Below are 18,359 nucleotides of genomic sequence, written 5' to 3' on the forward strand. Positions count from 1 at the left end.
GTGGCTCCACCGGTCGGCGATCGGCGTGTGCCGATGGAACGCACTTCAAGGAATCCACATGCTAAGCAGTCGGTCACCCCCTGGGGCGAAACGTCCGTCAAATCGTGATGATCCACGCACAGCAGGAGGTACGGATTGTGCCCCCTCACAAGCGGATCACCCCGCGGCTGGGAGCTCACAGCGGCTCGCTCCCAGTCCATGGACGCCCTGCTACCGCCGTGTTCTCGTAGCGCTCCAGCCCGGCCGGCATCCGCCCGCTCGACGATGAGCAAGGAGAACGCCCTGATGAGCCCACCAGAGACCGAGGTCGAGACCGAGGCCGGGACCGAGGTCGAGACCGAGGCCGGGACCCTTCGGGTCAGCGATCTGCACGTCAGCTATGGACGGTCCGTGCAGGCGCTCCACGGGGTCTCGCTGACCGTTCCGCAGGGTCGGATCGTGGCCGTACTCGGCTCCAACGGAGCAGGAAAGTCCACGCTGCTCCGTGCGGTCTCCGGAACCCTCGCCCTGCACCGCGGCACGGTCGACCGCGGCACGGTGCACTTCGACGGCGTACGGCTGAGCGGCGACGCCGCGCGGTCCGTGGCCGCCGGTGTGGTACAGGTGCCCGAGGGCCGGCGGATCTTCGGCGCCCTGTCGGTGGAGGACAACCTCCGGGCCGGGTTCCTCGGCTCGGCATCCCGCTCCCGCGCCGAGCTTCGGGCGGCCCGCGAGCGCGTCTTCGCGCAGTTCCCGGTGCTGGCCGAGCGGCGGCGGCAGGCCGCCGGGCTGATGTCCGGCGGTGAGCAACAGATGCTCGCGATGGGCCGCGCGCTGATGGCGGCGCCGCGGCTGCTGCTCCTCGACGAGCCCTCGCTGGGGCTCGCACCGCTGATGGTCCAGCGCATCGCGGAGATCATCCGTGAGATCAACGCCCAGGGGACCTCGATCCTCCTCGTCGAGCAGAACGCCGCGATGGCCCTGGAACTGTCCGACCGCGCGTCGGTGCTGGACGTCGGCCAGGTGCGGCTGGAGGGGGCATCGGCCGACCTCGCCGCGGCGGACGAGGTGCGACGGCTGTACCTGGGCGAGACGTACGAGCCCGCCTGCGGTGCGCCCGACGGGGACGGCGACGCCGCGTACGCGACGGCCGCGAGCGCCCCGTCCGTGACGGGACCGGGACTGACCGAGCTCGGCAGGTGGAACGGATGAGCATAGGCACGACGCCCACGACCTCCGAGACCGTCACGGCCCCCCGACCGGACAGCGGACCTGACCCCGTCCCGGCCCTCGCGGTCGAGAACCTGACCGTGCGATTCTCCGGCCTGGTCGCCCTCGACGAGCTGTCCTTCACGGTCGCGCCCGGCACGATCCACGCACTCATCGGCCCCAACGGCGCGGGCAAGTCGACCTGCTTCAACGTCATCTCGGGCATCTACCGCGCCACCGCCGGAGCCGTCCGGTACGCGGACAAGGACCTCACCCGCCTCGCACCGCACCGCATCGCTCAGCTCGGTGTGGCCCGCACCTTCCAGAACATCGTCCTCACCCACGGGACCGTCGCCGACAACCTCATGCTCGGCCGCCACCGGCTGACCCGGGCAGGCTTCACGGCGAGCGCGCTGCGGCTGCCCCATACGGTGCGCGAGCAACGCCGCCACCGGGAGCGCGCGGCCGAGATCGCCGACTTCCTGGGCCTCGGCCCGGCGTTCGACAAGCCGGTCGGCGGGCTTTCGTACGGCGACCGCAAGCGGGTGGAGATGGCGCGTGCGCTCTGCATGGAGCCCAGGCTGCTGCTGCTCGACGAGCCCGTCGCCGGTATGCACCCCACCGAGCGTTCGGCCATGGCCGAGACGATCGCCCGGGTGCGTGACGCCCTGAACATCTCGATCCTCATCGTCGAGCACGACATGGGGCTGATCATGCGGATCGCCGACTCGGTGACCGTGCTCGACTTCGGCCGCCTCATCGCGGACGGGCCGCCCGAGCACATCCAGAACCACCCGGCGGTCATCAGCGCGTATCTCGGCACCCCGGTCCAGGACACCGAGCCGAAACCGGAAGCCGAGCCGAAACCGGAAACTGCCGCGGACACGGACACGGACACGGACGCGGGCACCGGCACCGGCACCGGCACCGGCACCGGCACGGACACCGCCGAGGCCACTGCCTCGGACACCGCCCCGGACACCGAGCGCGACTCGGAGGAAGCATCATGATCAAGCTCACCGAAACCGTCCTCAACGGCCTGGCGCTCGGCTCCGTCTACGCGCTGATAGCCCTGGGATTCGTCGTGATCTTCAAGGCGTCCGGCGTCATGAACTTCGCACACGGCTCCCTGCTGCTCTTCGGCGGCTACGTCACGGCCCGCCTCCACGACGCCATCGGCTTCGTCCCCGCCGTCCTCGTCGGCGCCGCGCTCGGCGCGGCTCTCGCCGGACTCGTCCAGCTGCTGGCCACCCGCGGCCTGCGCGGTACGGAGATCCACACGCTGACCATCCTCACCATCGGCGTGGACGTCCTGCTCAGCACCGAACTCAACCGGCAGGTCGGCGCCGACTACCTCACCATGGGCGACCCCTGGGGCGCCGATGTGACCCGGCTCGGCAGCATCACCGTCGCCGACGCACGGATCGCGAGCATCGCCGTAGCGGTCATCGTCATCGGCGCGTTCTTCGCCGCCTTCCGCTGGTCCCGCTGGGGCCTGTCCATGCGGTCCGCCGCCGCCGACCCGGAGGCCGCGGCCCTGATGGGGATACGGCTGGACCGCGTACGGCTCATCGCCTGGTGCGTCGCCGGGGCGCTGGCCGCGCTCGCCGCCGTGTTCCTCGCCGCTTTCCCCGCGCCGGGACTCGACCGTACGACCAGTCAGATCGCCCTGAGCGCCTTCCCCGCGGCGATCCTCGGCGGCATGGACTCGGCCGTCGGCGCACTCATCGGAAGTCTGGTGATCGGCCTGACCGCGGCCATGGCCGCCGGCTACCAGAACGAACTGAGCGTCCTCGGCGCCGGCTTCTCCGATGTGGCCCCCTACCTCGTGATGGTGCTCGTGCTCCTGGTCCGCCCCACCGGTCTCTTCGGATCGAAGGAGCTGAGCCGTGTCTGACATCCGCGACACCACTGGCTCCTCTGACACCACTGACACCGTCGACCCCGTGGCGGCTCCCGCCCCCACGCCCGGCGATTCCCCGTCCGTCCAGGCCCGGTGGTCCGGCAGGCTCGCCCCCCGCGGGCGACGCGCGGCCACTCTGACCGCCGGCGTACTGGTCCTGCTCGCCCTCCCCTTCTACGTCACCTCGTTCTGGCTCCAGACGGGCCTGTTCGCGATGGCCGCCGTCATCGGCGCCATCGGGCTGAACCTGCTCTCCGGGACGACGGGACAGCTCTCCCTCGGCCACGCCTTCTTCCTCGCCGTCGGCGCGTACGGCTATGTGTGGCTGGCAGCCGAGCCGTCCGGCACCGGTTCCAGCAGCCTGTACGGCCTCGGTCTCCCGCCGGTCCTCGCCTTCGTGCTTGCGATCGTGCTCGCCGGCGCGGCGGGCGGCCTGTTCAGCCCCATCTCGGGCCGGCTGCGCGGCATGTACCTGGGCATCGCCACCCTCGCCCTGGTCTTCCTCGGCCATCACATGATGCTCAACGCCCCGCACGTGACCGGCGGCTTCAACGGCCGTTCCGTACCGCCGCTGGACATCCTCGGCTTCTCGTTCACCGACACCTCCCCCGACGGGCTCGCCGTCCTCGGCGTCCCCTTCGGCGGACTGGAGCGTCTGTGGTACGTCGGCCTGGCCCTGGTGGCCGTGGCCTGGCTCGCCGCCCGGAACATCCTGCGCGGACGCCCCGGCCGCGCCCTCGGCGCCGTACGCGACAGCGAGGTCGCCGCCGCCGTGATGGGAGTCCATCTCACCCGCTACCGCGCCTCCGCTTTCATCGTCTCCTCGATGTACGCGGGTGCCGCGGGCGCCCTGCTGGCCCTGGTGTTCAAGCGCGTCGTCCCCGACCACTTCGGCCTGCTGCTGTCCATCGACTACCTCGCGATGATCGTCATCGGCGGCCTCGGCTCCGTGGGCGGCGCGGCCTGCGGCGCGGTCTTCGTCGCCCTGATCCCCCACCTGCTCACCAAGTACGCCGACGACCTGCCCCTGCTCACCGCTCCCGGCACCACGGGATCCGGCGTGTCCCCGGGCGACGCGGCCCGCTACCTCTACGGCACCGCGATCGTCCTCGTTCTGATCTTCGCCCCCGGCGGCCTGGCCGGACTGGCTCACAGACGGCCGCGCCGCAAGGGCGACGGCTCCCCCCGCACCCGGCGTTTCCCTCTGCGCACCCGCACCGCCCCGAAGGAGCACACCCTGTGAGAAGCACCCGACTTGCCCCGGCAGCAGCCGTCATCACCGCACTCGCCCTGAGCGCCACGGCCTGCAGCACCAAGAGCGGTGCCGACGCGAACGGCGCCGGCAGCGACGGCGTCAAGACCGGCCCCGGCGTGACGGAGAAGACCATCACCCTGGGCGCGTTGACCGACCTCACCGGCCCGTACGCCTCGCTCGGCAAGAGCATCGTCAACGCCCAGCAGCTGTACACCGACCAGCTCAACGCCTCCGGCGGCATCTGCGGCCGGACCGTCAAGATCACCGTCAAGGACCACGGCTACGACGTCCAGAAGGCGGTGTCCGCATTCACCGAGACCGAGCCGAAGGTGGCCGCCGTGTCCCAGATGGTCGGCTCCCCGGTGGTGTCCTCGCTGTCGCAGGAGCTCGAGTCCAAGCACCTGCTCACGTTCCCGATGGCCTGGGCCTCCACCCTGCTGGGCCGCGAATACGTCCAGGTGGTCGGCTCCACCTACGACATCGACATGATCAACGGCGTCGACCACGTCGTCCGTACGGCCAAGTTGAAAGCGGGCGACAAGATCGGCCACGTCTACTTCGAGGGTGAGTACGGTGAGAACGCGCTTGCCGGTGCCACCTACGCGGCGAAGAAGGCGAAGCTGACCGTCGTCGGGCAGAAGATCAAGCCTACCGACCAGGATCTGACCGCCCAGGTCACCGCGCTCAAGCAGGCCCGCGTCAAGGCGATCCTGATCAGCGCCGGTCCGCGTCAGACGGCCGCCCTGGTCGGCACCGCCGCCGCCGCGGGCTTCGCCGTCCCGGTTCTCACCAGCTCGCCTGGCTTCGCCCCGCAGCTGCTGGCGACCCCGGTCGGACCCGCCCTGGAGAAGATGCTCCAAGTGGTGAGCCCCGCCCCGGCGTTCAGCGCCGACAACCCCGCGATGCAGAAGCTCGCCAAGGACTACAAGGCGAAGTACCCCAAGGACCCGCTCGACCCGGGTGTGGTCAGCGGCTGGAACGCGATCAGCGTCCTCGGCGAGGACCTCAAGGCGGCCTGCAAGGCGAAGGACCTGACGCGCGAGGGCATAGCCGCTGCCCACCGCAAGCAGTCCAAGCTCACCGTGCTCGGCGTGCCGCTGAACTTCTCGGACCGCACCAAGCCGGCGACGTACCAGAGCTTCATCCACAAGCCGGCGAAGACGGCCACCGGCGGCCTCGCGAACGTCGAACCGGCCCACGAGGTGCCCGCGGCGCGGACCTACACCCTGCCCAAGGGCTGAACCGGCCCGCCCCAAGGGCACGCCCACGGAACTGTCCGGGCTGAGCAGGAGGAACTCGTGGGCGCGGACCGGGCGCTTGCCCGGCTGCACCCGGAGGCGGCTGCCGGGCAAGCCCGCGGGCCAGGCAGTGCCGCTAATGCCACACCGCGAGAAAGGCATGGACGAGCAGGCTCTGCCCGGGCAGTATCGGAGGTTTCCGACGTAGTCCGCTCGCCCGACGAGCCGCTCATCCCCAGGGCGTACGCCGACTGCTCGGGAGCAGTACGCAACCGCGATTCCGTGGCCTGGCTCAGCCCAAGGGCGCGGCGAGGCCTCGGATCCGCATCGTCCGGGGCGCCGCCACCCGGCGTCGGCACTGACCGCCGGGGCGAAGGGCGCAACTAATCGCAAAAGTGTACGTTTGCACTTTTCCCGACTCAAAATGAGTTCTACTCTCATGTACAGATGGCGGGCGGACGGCCGGCCAGTCGACCACCGCCGCCTGTAACGAGCGGAGGCGGAGATGAAAGCGTCGATACGGCGGTCCGCGATCTTCGCAAGCGCGGCTGCTCTTGTGATAGCCGTCTGCGGTGCGACGGGCACTGCCCAGGCCGAGCCGGGTGATGGTGAGCTCCAGTTCGGCTACGTCCTGCCGGAGACGGGACAGTTGGCGTACCTCGGTCCACCCCAGATCGAGTCGTTGAAGTTCGCGATACAGAAGATCAATGACGCCGGCGGGGTCCTGGGCAAGTCCGTGCCGACTGTGGTCTCCAGTGACGAGGCGGGCCAGGAGGCCGTTGCCGCGCAGTCGGCGGACCGGGTCCTCGCGGCAGGCGTGGACGCGATCGTCGGCGCCGCGGCTTCCGGAATGTCGCTGGCGTTCATCGACCGGGTGACCGGAGCGGGCGTCGTGCAGTGCTCGGGGTCGAACACCGCTCCCACCTTCACCGACTACGAGGACGACGGCTTCTACTTCCGTACCGTCCCGAGCGACGCACTGCAGGGGCCCATCCTGGCGGATGTCGTCCGCGATGACGGCCACAATCGGGTGGCCCTGGTCGCACGGGCGGACGACTACGGTCGTGGCCTGATGGAGGCCACCCGGAAGACACTGGAGGACCGCGGAGCGACGGTGACGCTCGCCGAGACCTACGACCCGAAGGCGACCAACTTCGACCAGGTCGTTCAGCAGATGGAGAACTCCAGGCCGGACGCCGCCGTGGTGATCGCGTTCGAGGAAGGCACGCAGATCCTGCAGGGCATGATCGAGTCCGGACTCGGGCCCGACCGGATCGGCGTCTACGGCGCCGACGGACTGCGCAGTGAGGAACTGCCCTCGCTGGTCGCCCCGGGCCAGCCCGAGAAGCTCTCCGGGATGAAGGGGACCGCACCTGCATCGGCGTCGAACGAGCAGTATGTGAAGGAGCTCAAGGAATTCGCGCCGGATCTGAAGGAGCTGCAGTTCGCACCGCAGGTGTTCGACTGCGTGACGACGATCGCGCTCGCCGCCGAGAAGGCGGAGTCCGACGACCCGGGCGAGTACGTGAAGGAGATGAACGGGATCACCAAGGACGGCGAGAAGTGCAACTCGTTCGCCGCCTGCAAGGAGCTGCTCGCCGACGGCAGGGACATCGACTACAACGGTGTGAGCGGGCCGCTCGACTTCACCGACAACGGCGAACCCGGCCAGGCGTCGATCGAGGTGTACGGCTACGACGACGAGGGAAAATTGCAGACCCTGCGCACCGAGACCAGCACGGCCGAGGAGTGAGCGGGAGGACGGACAGCGGGAGTCAACGGACACGGGCGAGCGTGCCGAGGTAGAGCTCGATCACCTTCTCGTCGTGCAGCAGGGCCTTACCCGTGCCCGTGTACGCGTTGCGGCCCTGGTCGAGGACGTAGCCGCGGTCGCAGAACTGCAGGCACCTGCGGGCGTTCTGCTCGACCATGAGCACGGCTACGCCCGCGCTGTTGATCATTCTGCAGCGGTCGAAGACGTGGTCCTGATGCAGTGGTGACAGGCCGGCCGACGGCTCGTCGAGCAACAGCAGTTGTGGCTCCATCATCAGGGCGCGGGCCATCGCGAGCATCTGGCGTTCACCGCCGGACATCGCGCCGGCCTTCTGCTTGCGGCGGTCGGCCAGAACGGGGAAGAGCTCCTCGACGGCCGCGACCCGCCGCGCGTGGTCTTTGGGCCGCAGATACATGCCCATCCGCAGGTTCTCCTCGACGGTGAGCGTGGGGAACACGTTCTGCAGCTGCGGTACGTAGCCCACGCCCCGCCGGACCAGCTCGTGCGCGGGCCGGCCGGTCACGTCCTGGCCGCGCAGCCGGACGGTCCCGCCGCGCACCCGCAGCAACCCGAAGACTGCCTTGACCAGCGTCGACTTGCCGGCTCCGTTGGGGCCGATCACGCCGACCACCTCGCCCGGTCGCACCTCGACGCTGCATCCACGCAGCACATCGACACCGGGTACGTAACCGGCGACGATGCCGTCGGCCGCCAGCACCGGTGCCTGCTCCTCGGCGGACATCGCTACTCCTCCTTGCCCTTCTCGTCGGTCGCCTCCGGCTCGTCGTGCCGCTTGCCCAAGTACGCGTCCACGACGGCGGCGTTCCGGCCGATCGTGTGCGGTGGGCCCTCCGCCACAAGACGGCCGTCGGCCATGACGGCCACCCAGTCGCTGATGCCCATGACCACGTCCATGTCGTGCTCGACGAAGCACACCGTCAGCCCCTCGTCGCGCAGCTGCGTGATGTGTCCGAGCAGCGACTGGGTCAGCGCGGGGTTCACCCCGGCCATCGGCTCGTCGAGCAGGAGCATGACCGGCCGGGTCATCAGGGCGCGGGCCAGTTCCAGCAGTTTGCGCTGGCCGCCGGAGAGCGTGCCGGCATGGTCGTCGCGCAGGGGCCCGAGCCGGAACCGGTCCAGCAGTTCGTCGGCCCGGCGCTCGAACTCCCGCTCCTGCCCGCGCCACAGCGGTCGCAGCAGCGCCGGCAACACCTGCTCGCCGCGATGTCCGGGCGCGGCGAGGAGCAGGTTCTCCAGCACCGTGAGCCGGGCGACCGCCCTGGAGAGCTGGAACGTACGAACCATTCCGCGCCGCGCCACCCGGTGCGCCGGGGCGCCGGTGAGCGGCTGTCCGTCGAACGACCAACGGCCGCCGTCGGCCCGGTCGAACCCGCTCACCACGTTGAACAACGTGGTCTTGCCGGCACCGTTGGGCCCGATGAGCGCCGTGATGGCCCCGCGCTGCACCTCCAGGTGTTCGACCCGCACGGCGACGAGGCCGCCGAAGGTGCGGGTCACCTGGTCCAGGACCAGCAGGGGATCGGGCTTGCGCACCCCCGGCTCGGGATCGATCGCGGAGAGCCGGCCCCGTTGGGACACGACAGGGTCAGCGGCCACTGAGCAACATCTCCTTCCGGCTGCCGAGGATGCCCTGGGGCCGGAACGAGACCAGCAGGATCAGGGCGACCCCGACCAGGGCGAAGCGCACCGCGCCAACCTCCGACGTGCTGATGAGGTCCGGCGAGATGTACTCGGCGTCGATGGCCTGGCGCAGCGCGCTGTCGAGGAAGCTGAGGACGAACCAGAACAGGATCGAGCCGACGACCGGCCCGAGGATGCGCCCTGCGCCTCCCAGCACGAGCAACGTGTACAGGAAGAACGTGACGCCAGGATCGTAGTTGTCCGGGTTCACGGACTGCACCTGGATCGCCTGCATCATGCCCGCGACCGCCCCGATGACGCCACCGAGCACGAGGCTCTGCATCTTGTACGCGTAGACATTCTTGCCGAGGCTGCGCGCGGCCACCTCGTCGTCACGAATCGACCGGATGACACGGCCCCAGGGGCTGTGGATCAGCAGGGCCAGCAGACCTCCGACCACGAGCACCAGCGCCCATCCGACGATCATCACCCAGAGATCGCGGGAGCTGAACCTCACGAGCCACACGCCGTAGGTGCCGGGCTCGATGGGGCTGAGTTCGTAGAAGTCATTCGCGAATCTCTGCAGCCCGAACACCCCGCCGGTGACCGGCTCGGCCCAGCTGGAGCGGTAGAACAGCCGTAGCGCCTCCCCCGCCGCGATCGTGGTGATCGCGAGGTAGTCGGCGCGCAGCCGCAGGGTGGGCAGACCGAGGAGCAGGGCCAGCACGATCGCGCAGGCGATTCCGCCCAGGAGGCCGAGCCACATCGGGCCGCCGTACATCGACACCGTGATGGCGAGTCCGTAACCGCCGACCAGCATGAATCCGACCTGGCCGAAGTTCAGCAGCCCCGTGTAACCGAAGTGCAGGTTCAGCCCCATCGCGGCGAGGGCGTAGACGGCGGCGATGGGGCCGATTCCGGAGCGGAGTGCGTCGGAGACGATGGCCGAGAAGTCCATGGCGCGCTCCTCACCCGACGCGTTCGGCCCGGCCGAGGATGCCCTGCGGCCGGACGAGGAGAACGAGGATGAGGACGAGCAGCGCCCAGGCGTATTGCAGGTCGACCGGGAACCACAGGGTGGACATCTGGGCGACGATGCCGACGACGAGGCTGCCGACCATCGCACCGTAGGCGGAGCCGAGGCCGCCGAGGATGACCCCCGCGAACATGAGCAGCAGGAGCTTGAAGCCCATGTCCCAGGTGACGATCTCCACCAGGCCGAAGAAGACGCCACCGAGTGCGGCCAGTCCGCCGGCGAGCATCCACACGAACAGCACAACCCGCTGCACGTCGATGCCCGACGCCTCCGCGAGGTCACGGTTGGCGGAGACGGCCCGGACGGCCGTGCCGATCCGCGTCTTCTGCAGGAGGGCGGCGATGCCGAGCAGCACCAGCACGGCGAGCAGGGTGACCGTGAGGTCCCGTGGGGTGATGCCGGCCGGGCCCAGGTCGATCGTGCTCTGGATGTCGTACTGCGCGTAGGAGGCGGGGCGGGTTCCGTAGAGCACAAGTACGACGTGTCGCAGCAGTAGCGAGAGCCCGATGGTGACGATGAACATGTTGATCAGCCCGGTGCCCCGTGCCCGCAGCGGGCGCCAGATGCCGCGATCGACCGCTCCGCCCAGCAGGGCGCCCAAGACGACCGCGGCGAGGGCGGCGGGAATCAGGTGCCAGCCCGGGCCGGCCGCGGAGGCGTTGAGGAAGAACGCGAAGGTGGCGCCGATCGTGACGAACTCACCGTGCGCGAAGTTGATCAGGTGGATGGTCCCGAAGATCAACGAGAGCCCGACCGATGTGATCGCGATGATCACTCCGAACTGGATACCGTCGATCAGCGCCTGCAGAGCGCGTGCGGCGAACGTGGGGCCGCGCGGGACTTCCTCACCCTGTGCCCGCGCGGAGATCGCGGGCACCATTACGAGGACCAGGGCGAGGGCCGGTACGAGCATCCGCTGATAGCGCACGATGGTTCCGGTACGTCACGAACGTCCCTTATGGGCTCAGTGTAAGCGCAGGTCGGGGCGGTGAGATGGGCAGTGGGCCAGGGTGCTCCGGAACCTCGACTCGGACAGCCTGGCCCTCATCGGCTACTTCACGTCCTGCCCGTCGCAGTGCGCCTGCCTGATCTGCCCGCGCTTGCCTGCTGCCCGCGGATGCGCCGCCAGCGAGGGGCGGGGCCCTACGTCCTAGCCCGACCCGTGTGAGTTCTGCGGCGCCGAAGGACACGTCGAAGCGGTCGCACCAGATTCTGACGCTGGTGTAGCGGGCCGGGTCGATGTCGTCGGGCAGGGTGTAATTCTGGCTTCCCTTGTTGCCCCTGAGTTTGCCGAGGCTGACACGGACGGCCCATTCAGCGCGGGAGAGATGGCGGAAGTCATGGGCCTCGGGCGTGAGCGCCTCAGCGGTGTTCGGGGTTTGCCGCGTCGGCATGGCAGCCGGCGTCCCACTCGGAGCGTTGGTTGCCGTGGGCGGGGATGCCGCCGGAGCGTTTGAGCAGGGCCGCGAGGTGCATCAGGTTCCAGGTCATGAACGTGGTGTTGCGGTTGGTGAAGTCGTTGTCCGGGCCGCCCGATCCGGGGTCGAGGTACGACGGTCCGGGGCCGGCCGCACCGATCCAGCCGGCGTCGGCCTGGGGCGGGATCGTGTAACCGAGGTGCTGGAGGCTGTAGAGGACGTTCATCGCGCAGTGCTTCACACCATCCTCGTTGCCGGTGATCAGACAGCCGCCGACGCGGCCGTAATAGGCGTACTGCCCCTGGGAGTTGAGCAACGAGGAGCAGGCGTAGAGCCGCTCGATGACCTTCTTGGTGACGGAGCTGTTGTCGCCGAGCCAGATCGGTCCGGCGAGCACCAGGATGTCGGCGGCCATCACCTGCTCGTACAGCGCGGGCCACTCGTCGACCGCAAAGCCGTGCTCGGTCATGTCCGGATATACACCGGGGGCGATGTCGTGGTCGATGGCCCGGACCTCGGATGTGGTGACGCCGTGACCCATCATGATCGCCGCGCTCATGTCGATCAGCCCCTGGGTGTGGCTCAGCTGCGGGGACGGTTTGAGCGTGCAGTTGACGAACAGGGCGGTGAGGTCGTCGAAGCGGTCGGAGTCGAGCGCGGACGGGGAAGGCGACGTTGCCATGACGGTCTCCCTGGGCGGCGGTGAGGGGCGCATACGGCAGCGTCTCGCGGAGGTGCCGGTTTGTCCCCTTCCGACGCGCTTTCGAGGTCTTACGGAGTGATGGCGTGTCGGGCGGCTCACGGGATCTGGCACCGCCGCGGATCCAGCGTGGCCCTGTGCCTGTACCGGTCACCGGCGGTGCCGGGTGCACCCGGTCCCATGTCGTCCAGGCGCTCACGGCCCACAGGCACGAGACGTTGGGGTAGGACGCCCGAGAGGTGCCCGGCGCCGACGCCCGGGGCTGGCTGCGGCATCTGCGCACCTGCCGGGCTCGACACCGTCTGTCACCAAGCGGTGCCGACGGGCTCGGCGACGGGGGTCGCCGACGCGGCGGAGTACGTCTCGCGCTGATCGCCGGCGATGATCCCCCGGCGGACCCCCGCCCCGAAGCCGCTCTGCCTGCGGACCTGGGCCTGCGTTGCGGCCTGCCGACCGCCTCGATCAGCACACCGGACCACCCGCGCACGTTCGTGTCCGCTGTGGCCCGCCGGCGCGACGGGCCACTCGGCGCGAGGACGTCAGGACTTCCTCGGCCGTCCCGAATCCCGCTCGCCCTCGGCAGATCGGGGTACCGCCGCCGACAGCAGGGCGAACGCCACGGCGAAGCCGAGCATGGTGAGCACGCCCCTCGGCCAGAAGATGTGGCTGTCGACGAACGACCAGCAGGCGACGAACAGGATCGCGGCGCCCGGCAGTATCCGCACACCACACCGCCGCCACAGCACCGCACAGGTGGCCAACGAGGCCACGGCCAGCCCGTACACCCCGGATCGGCCCAACTCATCTCCGGTGACGAACAGTCGACCGGCCGCCCCGTGCACCCCGTGATCCACCACGACGCCGGCGGATATGCCCGCCACCGCATCGAGACCCGAGTAGTACGCGGCGAAGCAGAGACATCCGGCCCAGGAGAGCACCACCAAAGCTCCCTCCGCGTCGCGGCGTGGCCTGCCCCACAAGGGCACCACCAGTCCGAGCACGAGGAGCGGGAAGACGGGCAGCAGGGCGATGTGCAGTCCGGCCCAGTGGCCTGCCGTCGTCGCCGTCAGATGTCGCGGGTGCATCAAGCCGGCGCCTGCCAACAGCAGTGGAGCGGCGCTCACCAGGACCATCACGCGCAACGTACGGAGGGATCGCATCGGCTCACACTAGGCAGCCGCCCGGTGGCGCTGGGGACCCGTCCGCCATGCGTAAGACATCCGTAAGACGCGCTGGGCAACGTCCACCCACCGTCGCGGCCGGCCGACGCCAGCACGTCATGCCGGAACCGAAACTCGGTTCCTGGGGCAGGTAGTCCCAGGCCTGCCTTCGATCGGCTTCTGCCCCGGCTTGGGCAGCAACGGCTCGATCAACGACCACAGTTCATCCGAGACGACCCACGGACACACCCTCTCCACCGGCTCGGGCGCCACTCTCATGGATGGTCCACGCCGGTCAGTACTCCGAGAAGGCCGCGATGATCTACCTCCTTCCGATGACGGGAGACAGCAGGAAGTTGCTGCCGGTCTCTATGTCACCGTACGTAATGCTTGTCATGGAACGGGTGACAAGAATCGAACTCGTTCTGGGTTTGGGAAACGACGGTGCGTGGGCCGCGGCGTAGTCGTTGACCTCCGCCTATGTGAGGCAGCGGTCACCCCCGCGAGAGCGGGTTGGTCTCCGCTGGTGACCACCGGTAACCGCTGGTGTCCGCTCCTGAGGACACTCCGCTGGCACGGTGCCGTGACGGCTGGGCCGATCGAGGCCGGTTAGGTGCTCAATGAGCAAGAACCTCAGTTGCCGTGCCTGTTCTGCCCGGCGGTCCGGGAGGTAGCTTGGTGGATAAGGCCCCATAAGGAGGGCGATCCGATGCCGTGGTTCGCATGGCTGCTCGCCGCCGCGGCACTGGGTGTCGCTGAGTTCTTCACCCTGACACTCGTCTTCGGTCTGCTCGCGGGCGCCGCATTGGTTGCCGCCGTGGTCGCTGGTGTGGGAATCGGCATTCTCGGCCAGCTGCTGGCCCTGGGGGCAGCAGCGGCAGCGGGCCTCATCCTCGTCCGTCCCGTCGCGCTACGGCAAATGACCCAGCAACCCATCACCCGCGACGGTACGGATGCGCTGATCGGCAAGCGGGCCGAAGTCATGCAGGAGGTCACCGCGACCCGCGGGCTGATCAAACTATCCGGCGAAGAATGGTCCGCCCGCGCCCTCGACGAGAGCCTTGTGATCCCGGTGGGAGCACTGGTGGATGTGATGGAGATCGAAGGCGCCACAGCCATCGTCTACCCCCGCGAACTCCTTCCGTGAACGGCTGAGCACAAAGCAACGGAGGCACTGTGGATCCAGTTGTCATTCCCATTCTTGTGGCGGCCATTGTCGTTGTCTTCGTCGTGGCCTCCGCGGTGCGGATCGTCCCGCAGGCACGCCGCTACAACATCGAGCGGTTCGGCCGATATCGCAGGACACTCCAACCCGGACTGAACCTGGTCCTGCCGGTGGCGGACCGCGTCAACACCAAACTCGACGTGCGTGAGCAGGTCTACTCATCGGACCCCAGGCCAGTGATCACCGAGGACAACCTCGTAGTGAACATCGACACCGTTCTCTACTACCAGATCACGGACCCACGGGCCGCGGCCTACGAGGTCGCTGACTACCTGCATGCGATCGATCAGCTCACCGTGACCACGCTGCGGAACGTCATCGGCAGCATGGACCTGGAGGAGACGCTCACCTCGCGTGAGGAGATCAACTCCCGGCTCCGCGCCGTCCTCGACGATGCCACCGGCAAGTGGGGCATCCGCGTCAACCGCGTCGAGATCAAGGCCATCGATCCACCGCACACTATCAAGGAAGCGATGGAGAAGCAGATGCGGGCCGAGCGTGACAAGCGCGCGGCCATCCTGCACGCCGAAGGGGAACGGCAGGCCAAGATCCTTACCGCGGAAGGCACGAAGCAGAAGGACATCCTGGAGGCACAAGGCACGCAACAAGCCATGATCTTGCGGGCGGACGGCGAGGCAAAGGCGGTGGAGCTCGTCTTCCAGGCCGTTCATCGCAACAACGCCGACCCGAAGATCCTGGCCTACAAGTACCTTGAGACGCTCCCGCACTTGGCCGGCAGCGACAACAACACCTTCTGGGTTATCCCGGGGGAGCTGACCGAGGCGGTCCGGACCGTCACCCGGGCGTTCGGTGACCAGTCGACTGCGGGTCCTCCCCAAACCGCGCAGCCGGAGGAAGCAGCCACCGCCACAGCCGGCGACACGTCGGCCGAAGGCGGGACTCCGGAGCTCGATGCAGGCTGGAAGGTTTCGCTCGACGCGGCGGCGGCTGCTGACGAGGCCGGAAAGCAGGCCGCCGCCGCGGTGAGCGATGCCAAAGCAGAGGCCGAGGCTGCGAAGACGTCCCAGGTACCGCGCCGGGCGCAGACGTCCGGCGATTGAGCCCACCCTCGATTCATAGGGTGACCACGCACAGGCGGGCGAGCGCTTCGTCCGCCGCCTGACCGCCGAACGCCGCATCCGCTACGTCAAGCTCGGCCGCCGGGGCTCGAGAGCGCGGTCGCCGAGTACGTCAAGGCGCGCACCGTCGAGCCGGGCCGCGGCATCCGTGCCCGCTACGGGAAGGCGGCCTGGCGGCGGGACACAAGCCGCAGAGGTGACGCGAGTTCGACACGGGTACGCATGCTCGCGTCCGGCCGGTGGCAGGCCCGCTGCATCGGAGACCGGACGGCCGGCGGCACAAGGCACCGGAGACGTTCGAGACCAAGTCCGAAGCTCAGGACTGGCTCAACCTCGTCCGCGTGGACATTGAGGGCAACGTGAGATGCGATCCGAATGCTGGCGCGGTCAAATTCGAGACGCACGCACTCCGTTGGGAGTGTCAGCCGGCCTCCCGGAAGACGGTCCTCGGCGCATGTGGTCCCCGAACGAACCCCGAGGGCTGTGCTGGATTTGACCCCGATGCTGGTGGGCTGTCGTACGTCGGGATTCGGCAGTCGGTATGGCACTCACTTGGGTGGCAGGCCCGCCGCGAAAGCGTGTCCCTCGTCGACCCAGGCGGCGAGCGCCTCGTCCTCCGCGACCGCGGTGCCGTCCACCACGGCCCAGCCGCGCATCGGGCGACCGGTCATGTCGAAGATCCGCGCCCCTGGCCGTGCCAGCGCCGCGTCCGTCGCATCCGGGCCAACTCTGACCATGAGGTCGCCGCCGGTGACCCCCACGGCCATGTTGCCGCGGTACAAAAAGGCCAGCCCGCCGAACATGCGTTTCTCGCTGATCTCCGGGTCCGCGCCCAGCCGTTCCCGGATCCGCTCGGCGAGTCCTTCGTCATACGCCACGTCACACCCCTGTTCTAGGTTCCATGCTCCACGAGGCGTGCTTCCAGATCCCGAAGATCCTTGCCGAGGTTGCCCCGCACCTGGCGTGCGAGCAGCGGGGCGGCGAGCCGATAGAAGCCACCCTCCCCGCCGCGGACACGGATGCGGGCGAGGATGCCGTCAGGGTGGGGCTCGAAGCTGTACGTGACGTGCATCGGCATCGGGCCCGCCACCGAGACCATGTCGAGCAGTCCCGGCGGGTCGTACACGGCGACCCGCAGCACGTAGTCGATACGGCGGCCCAGGAAGTGCGCCGTCCGCGTGACCTCGGCCCCGGCGCCGAAACCCCTGCCGTCCGCCTCCCGAGTCAGCTCGGCCGTACGGATCCCTTGGGTCCACTCGGCGTCGTGCCGCCAGTCCATGGCATACGCGGCCACCTGCTCGCGCGGCAGCGGGACAACCCGCTCGGCCGTCATGTCGATCGTCATGTCTCCACCTTCCTCGCTCCCGCCCGGCGTCACCATCCGGTGAGCAGCAGATGGTTGAGGAGGAGGGCGAGCACCGCCTGGGCGGTGAGCCAGGCGCGGGGGCGCGTGAGGAACGCGCAGGCCGGCAGCAGCCACACCGCGAACGGGAGCCAGATGCGTTCGGTCTCGGCCTTGCTCATGCCGGACAGGTCGGCCACCAGGAGGGCCAACAGGGCCGCGGACACGAGAACGGCGAGAGCGACATGGCCGGGAGGTTCGGTGCGCCGCCGAACCAGCACGGCACCCGTCCGTCGCAGCCCTGCTGCCGTCGCCAGGCCCGTGATCAGGACCGCGCAGGCGAGGTTCGCCCACACCCAGTAGCCGTAGGGGCGGATGCCGCCCACACCCTGGTAGTAGCGCCTGACCAGGAGGTGGTACGCCTCCCACCAGTCGAATCCGGCGAGGGTGAAGGCCATGGGCACCACGGCCAGACCGGCGACCAGCGCCGCGAGCAGCACGGGCCGTTCCCGGACACCCCGTCGGCCCAGCAGCAATACCGCTGCGCCGATCAGCGCGACGAGTGTGAGGCCGTACGAGAGGTAGCAGGTGAGCCCGAACAACAGTCCAGCTGCTGCTGCCCACCACGATGACCGTCCCCTGATCGCGAGCGCCAGCAGCGCCACGGCCCACGCCGCGACCGCCGCGAAGTACGCGTCGGCAGAGGCTCCCATCCACACCGCGGCCGGGGCCAGGACCAGGAAGGGTGCCGCTCGTCGCGCGAGGCTCTCACCGGCCAGCGCCCGTACCGCGACCAGCACGGCCACACATGCCGTCGCGCCGACGGCGATGCACCACACCCCGGCCCACCCTCCGCCCCGCAGGCCCACCCGGTCGAGGAGGACGAAGGTGAGCGGCGCCGCCGGAGGGTGCCCGGCGACATGGGCGGGCCAGTTGTCCGGTGATTCCACGAGGATGTGGCGGGTGAAGTCCCGAAGGGTGGCCGGGATGTCGTCGAAGCGGTCGATGACCTGGAGGTATTCGTGGCGGGCGGTGAGGCGGCCCGCGATGCCACGCTGCCAGCCGTCGATCAGGGCAAGGGAGGCGATCCAGGCTGTCGCCGTCGCCCAGGCCGTCGCGAGCAGGGCCTTCCAGGGCAGCCGGGCGGCGAGGACGGGGCCGTAGACGACACCGGCTGCCGCCACGACCAGGGCCGCCGGGGTGCCGGGACCGACGTGTGGGTCCCAAGTGGCAAGCACCGGTGGCCACTTGACGAACAGAGTGTGGCGGGAGTGCTGGATGTGCCGTCCGACCAGGACGGCCGCCGTAACGAGGAGAGCGGCGGCCAGGGCGGCGTACAGATCACGGAGGAGGGGGCGGGTCACCTCCGTACGCTAGGCCGCGCGGCACGGAAGATACGG

General features: G+C 69.2%; 17 protein-coding genes and 2 pseudogenes. 8 read left to right on the top strand and 11 right to left on the bottom strand.

Translation table 11 applies throughout. From position 1 onward, the window contains the following. Positions 1-285 precede the first annotated feature (285 nt). The 6 genes from OHT51_RS01665 (at position 286) to OHT51_RS01690 (ending at position 7,337) form a co-directional block, all read left to right on the top strand. The gene (locus OHT51_RS01665) at positions 286-1,191 is read left to right on the top strand and encodes an ABC transporter ATP-binding protein (RefSeq protein WP_328877059.1); all 906 of its coding nucleotides are present in this window, start codon (positions 286-288) and stop codon (positions 1,189-1,191) included. Beyond that, the gene (locus OHT51_RS01670; protein WP_443052378.1) at positions 1,188-2,198 is read left to right on the top strand and encodes an ABC transporter ATP-binding protein; all 1,011 of its coding nucleotides are present in this window, start codon (positions 1,188-1,190) and stop codon (positions 2,196-2,198) included. Before OHT51_RS01665 ends, OHT51_RS01670 begins: the two co-directional genes overlap by 4 nt. Then, on the top strand, positions 2,195-3,085 hold the full coding sequence (locus OHT51_RS01675; RefSeq protein WP_328877060.1) for a branched-chain amino acid ABC transporter permease: 891 nt from the start codon (positions 2,195-2,197) through the stop codon (positions 3,083-3,085). Before OHT51_RS01670 ends, OHT51_RS01675 begins: the two co-directional genes overlap by 4 nt. Continuing rightward, positions 3,078-4,334 carry a branched-chain amino acid ABC transporter permease gene (locus OHT51_RS01680; protein ID WP_443052379.1) on the top strand — a complete coding sequence of 419 codons (1,257 nt, stop codon included), beginning with the start codon at positions 3,078-3,080 and terminating at the stop codon, positions 4,332-4,334. The genes OHT51_RS01675 and OHT51_RS01680 overlap by 8 nt, the downstream gene beginning before the upstream one ends. Continuing rightward, positions 4,331-5,587 carry an ABC transporter substrate-binding protein gene (locus tag OHT51_RS01685; protein WP_328877061.1) on the top strand — a complete coding sequence of 419 codons (1,257 nt, stop codon included), beginning with the start codon at positions 4,331-4,333 and terminating at the stop codon, positions 5,585-5,587. Before OHT51_RS01680 ends, OHT51_RS01685 begins: the two co-directional genes overlap by 4 nt. A 502-nt stretch (positions 5,588-6,089) precedes the next feature. After that, complete coding sequence (locus tag OHT51_RS01690; protein WP_328877062.1) at positions 6,090-7,337, top strand: ABC transporter substrate-binding protein; 1,248 nt, start codon at positions 6,090-6,092, stop codon at positions 7,335-7,337. A 22-nt stretch (positions 7,338-7,359) separates the two neighbouring features. Here OHT51_RS01690 and OHT51_RS01695 read toward each other — a convergent pair whose 3' ends face one another. The 8 genes and pseudogenes from OHT51_RS01695 to OHT51_RS01730 all read right to left on the bottom strand — a co-directional run. Continuing rightward, positions 7,360-8,100 carry an ABC transporter ATP-binding protein gene (locus OHT51_RS01695; RefSeq protein ID WP_328877063.1) on the bottom strand — a complete coding sequence of 247 codons (741 nt, stop codon included), beginning with the start codon at positions 8,098-8,100 and terminating at the stop codon, positions 7,360-7,362. Between the two features lie 2 nt (positions 8,101-8,102). After that, complete coding sequence (locus OHT51_RS01700) at positions 8,103-8,975, bottom strand: ABC transporter ATP-binding protein (protein WP_328877064.1); 873 nt, start codon at positions 8,973-8,975, stop codon at positions 8,103-8,105. Further along, entirely contained in the window at positions 8,965-9,957 is a 993-nt protein-coding gene (locus OHT51_RS01705) for a branched-chain amino acid ABC transporter permease (RefSeq protein ID WP_328877065.1), read from the bottom strand. Before OHT51_RS01705 ends, OHT51_RS01700 begins: the two co-directional genes overlap by 11 nt. Before the next feature lie 10 nt (positions 9,958-9,967). After that, positions 9,968-10,963, bottom strand: a complete 996-nt coding sequence (locus tag OHT51_RS01710) for a branched-chain amino acid ABC transporter permease (protein ID WP_328877066.1) — start codon at positions 10,961-10,963, stop codon at positions 9,968-9,970. A gap of 232 nt (positions 10,964-11,195) precedes the next feature. Next, positions 11,196-11,336: pseudogene (locus OHT51_RS01715) on the bottom strand (DM13 domain-containing protein); the annotation flags it as partial. A gap of 61 nt (positions 11,337-11,397) precedes the next feature. Continuing rightward, on the bottom strand, positions 11,398-12,135 hold the full coding sequence (locus OHT51_RS01720) for a flavodoxin family protein (RefSeq protein ID WP_328877067.1): 738 nt from the start codon (positions 12,133-12,135) through the stop codon (positions 11,398-11,400). 557 nt (positions 12,136-12,692) lie between these two features. Then, a complete protein-coding gene (locus OHT51_RS01725; protein WP_328877068.1) occupies positions 12,693-13,313 on the bottom strand; it encodes a hypothetical protein in 621 nt (206 codons plus the stop codon). Positions 13,314-13,410: 97 nt separating this feature from the next. Then, positions 13,411-13,592: pseudogene (locus tag OHT51_RS01730) on the bottom strand (hypothetical protein); the annotation flags it as partial. Between the two features lie 430 nt (positions 13,593-14,022). Here OHT51_RS01730 and OHT51_RS01735 point away from each other — a divergent pair. Both OHT51_RS01735 and OHT51_RS01740 read left to right on the top strand, forming a co-directional pair. Then, positions 14,023-14,460 carry an NfeD family protein gene (locus OHT51_RS01735; protein WP_328877069.1) on the top strand — a complete coding sequence of 146 codons (438 nt, stop codon included), beginning with the start codon at positions 14,023-14,025 and terminating at the stop codon, positions 14,458-14,460. A gap of 29 nt (positions 14,461-14,489) precedes the next feature. Continuing rightward, positions 14,490-15,599: an SPFH domain-containing protein gene (locus OHT51_RS01740; RefSeq protein ID WP_328877070.1), complete on the top strand. Its 1,110-nt coding sequence runs from the start codon at positions 14,490-14,492 to the stop codon at positions 15,597-15,599. A gap of 566 nt (positions 15,600-16,165) precedes the next feature. On the opposite strand, the gene OHT51_RS01745 is transcribed toward OHT51_RS01740, so the two are convergent. Genes OHT51_RS01745 through OHT51_RS01755 form a run of 3 tightly spaced genes read right to left on the bottom strand, consistent with a single transcriptional unit; the run spans position 16,166 to position 18,323 of the window. Then, a complete protein-coding gene (locus OHT51_RS01745) occupies positions 16,166-16,495 on the bottom strand; it encodes a TfoX/Sxy family protein (RefSeq protein ID WP_328877071.1) in 330 nt (109 codons plus the stop codon). Positions 16,496-16,509: 14 nt separating this feature from the next. Continuing rightward, positions 16,510-16,962, bottom strand: a complete 453-nt coding sequence (locus tag OHT51_RS01750; protein ID WP_328877072.1) for an SRPBCC family protein — start codon at positions 16,960-16,962, stop codon at positions 16,510-16,512. Positions 16,963-16,991: 29 nt separating this feature from the next. Continuing rightward, positions 16,992-18,323: a hypothetical protein gene (locus OHT51_RS01755; RefSeq protein ID WP_328877073.1), complete on the bottom strand. Its 1,332-nt coding sequence runs from the start codon at positions 18,321-18,323 to the stop codon at positions 16,992-16,994. Between the last annotated feature and the right edge of the window lie 36 nt (positions 18,324-18,359).

Source organism: Streptomyces sp. NBC_00299 (assembly GCF_036173045.1).
GTDB lineage: Bacteria > Actinomycetota > Actinomycetes > Streptomycetales > Streptomycetaceae > Streptomyces > Streptomyces machairae.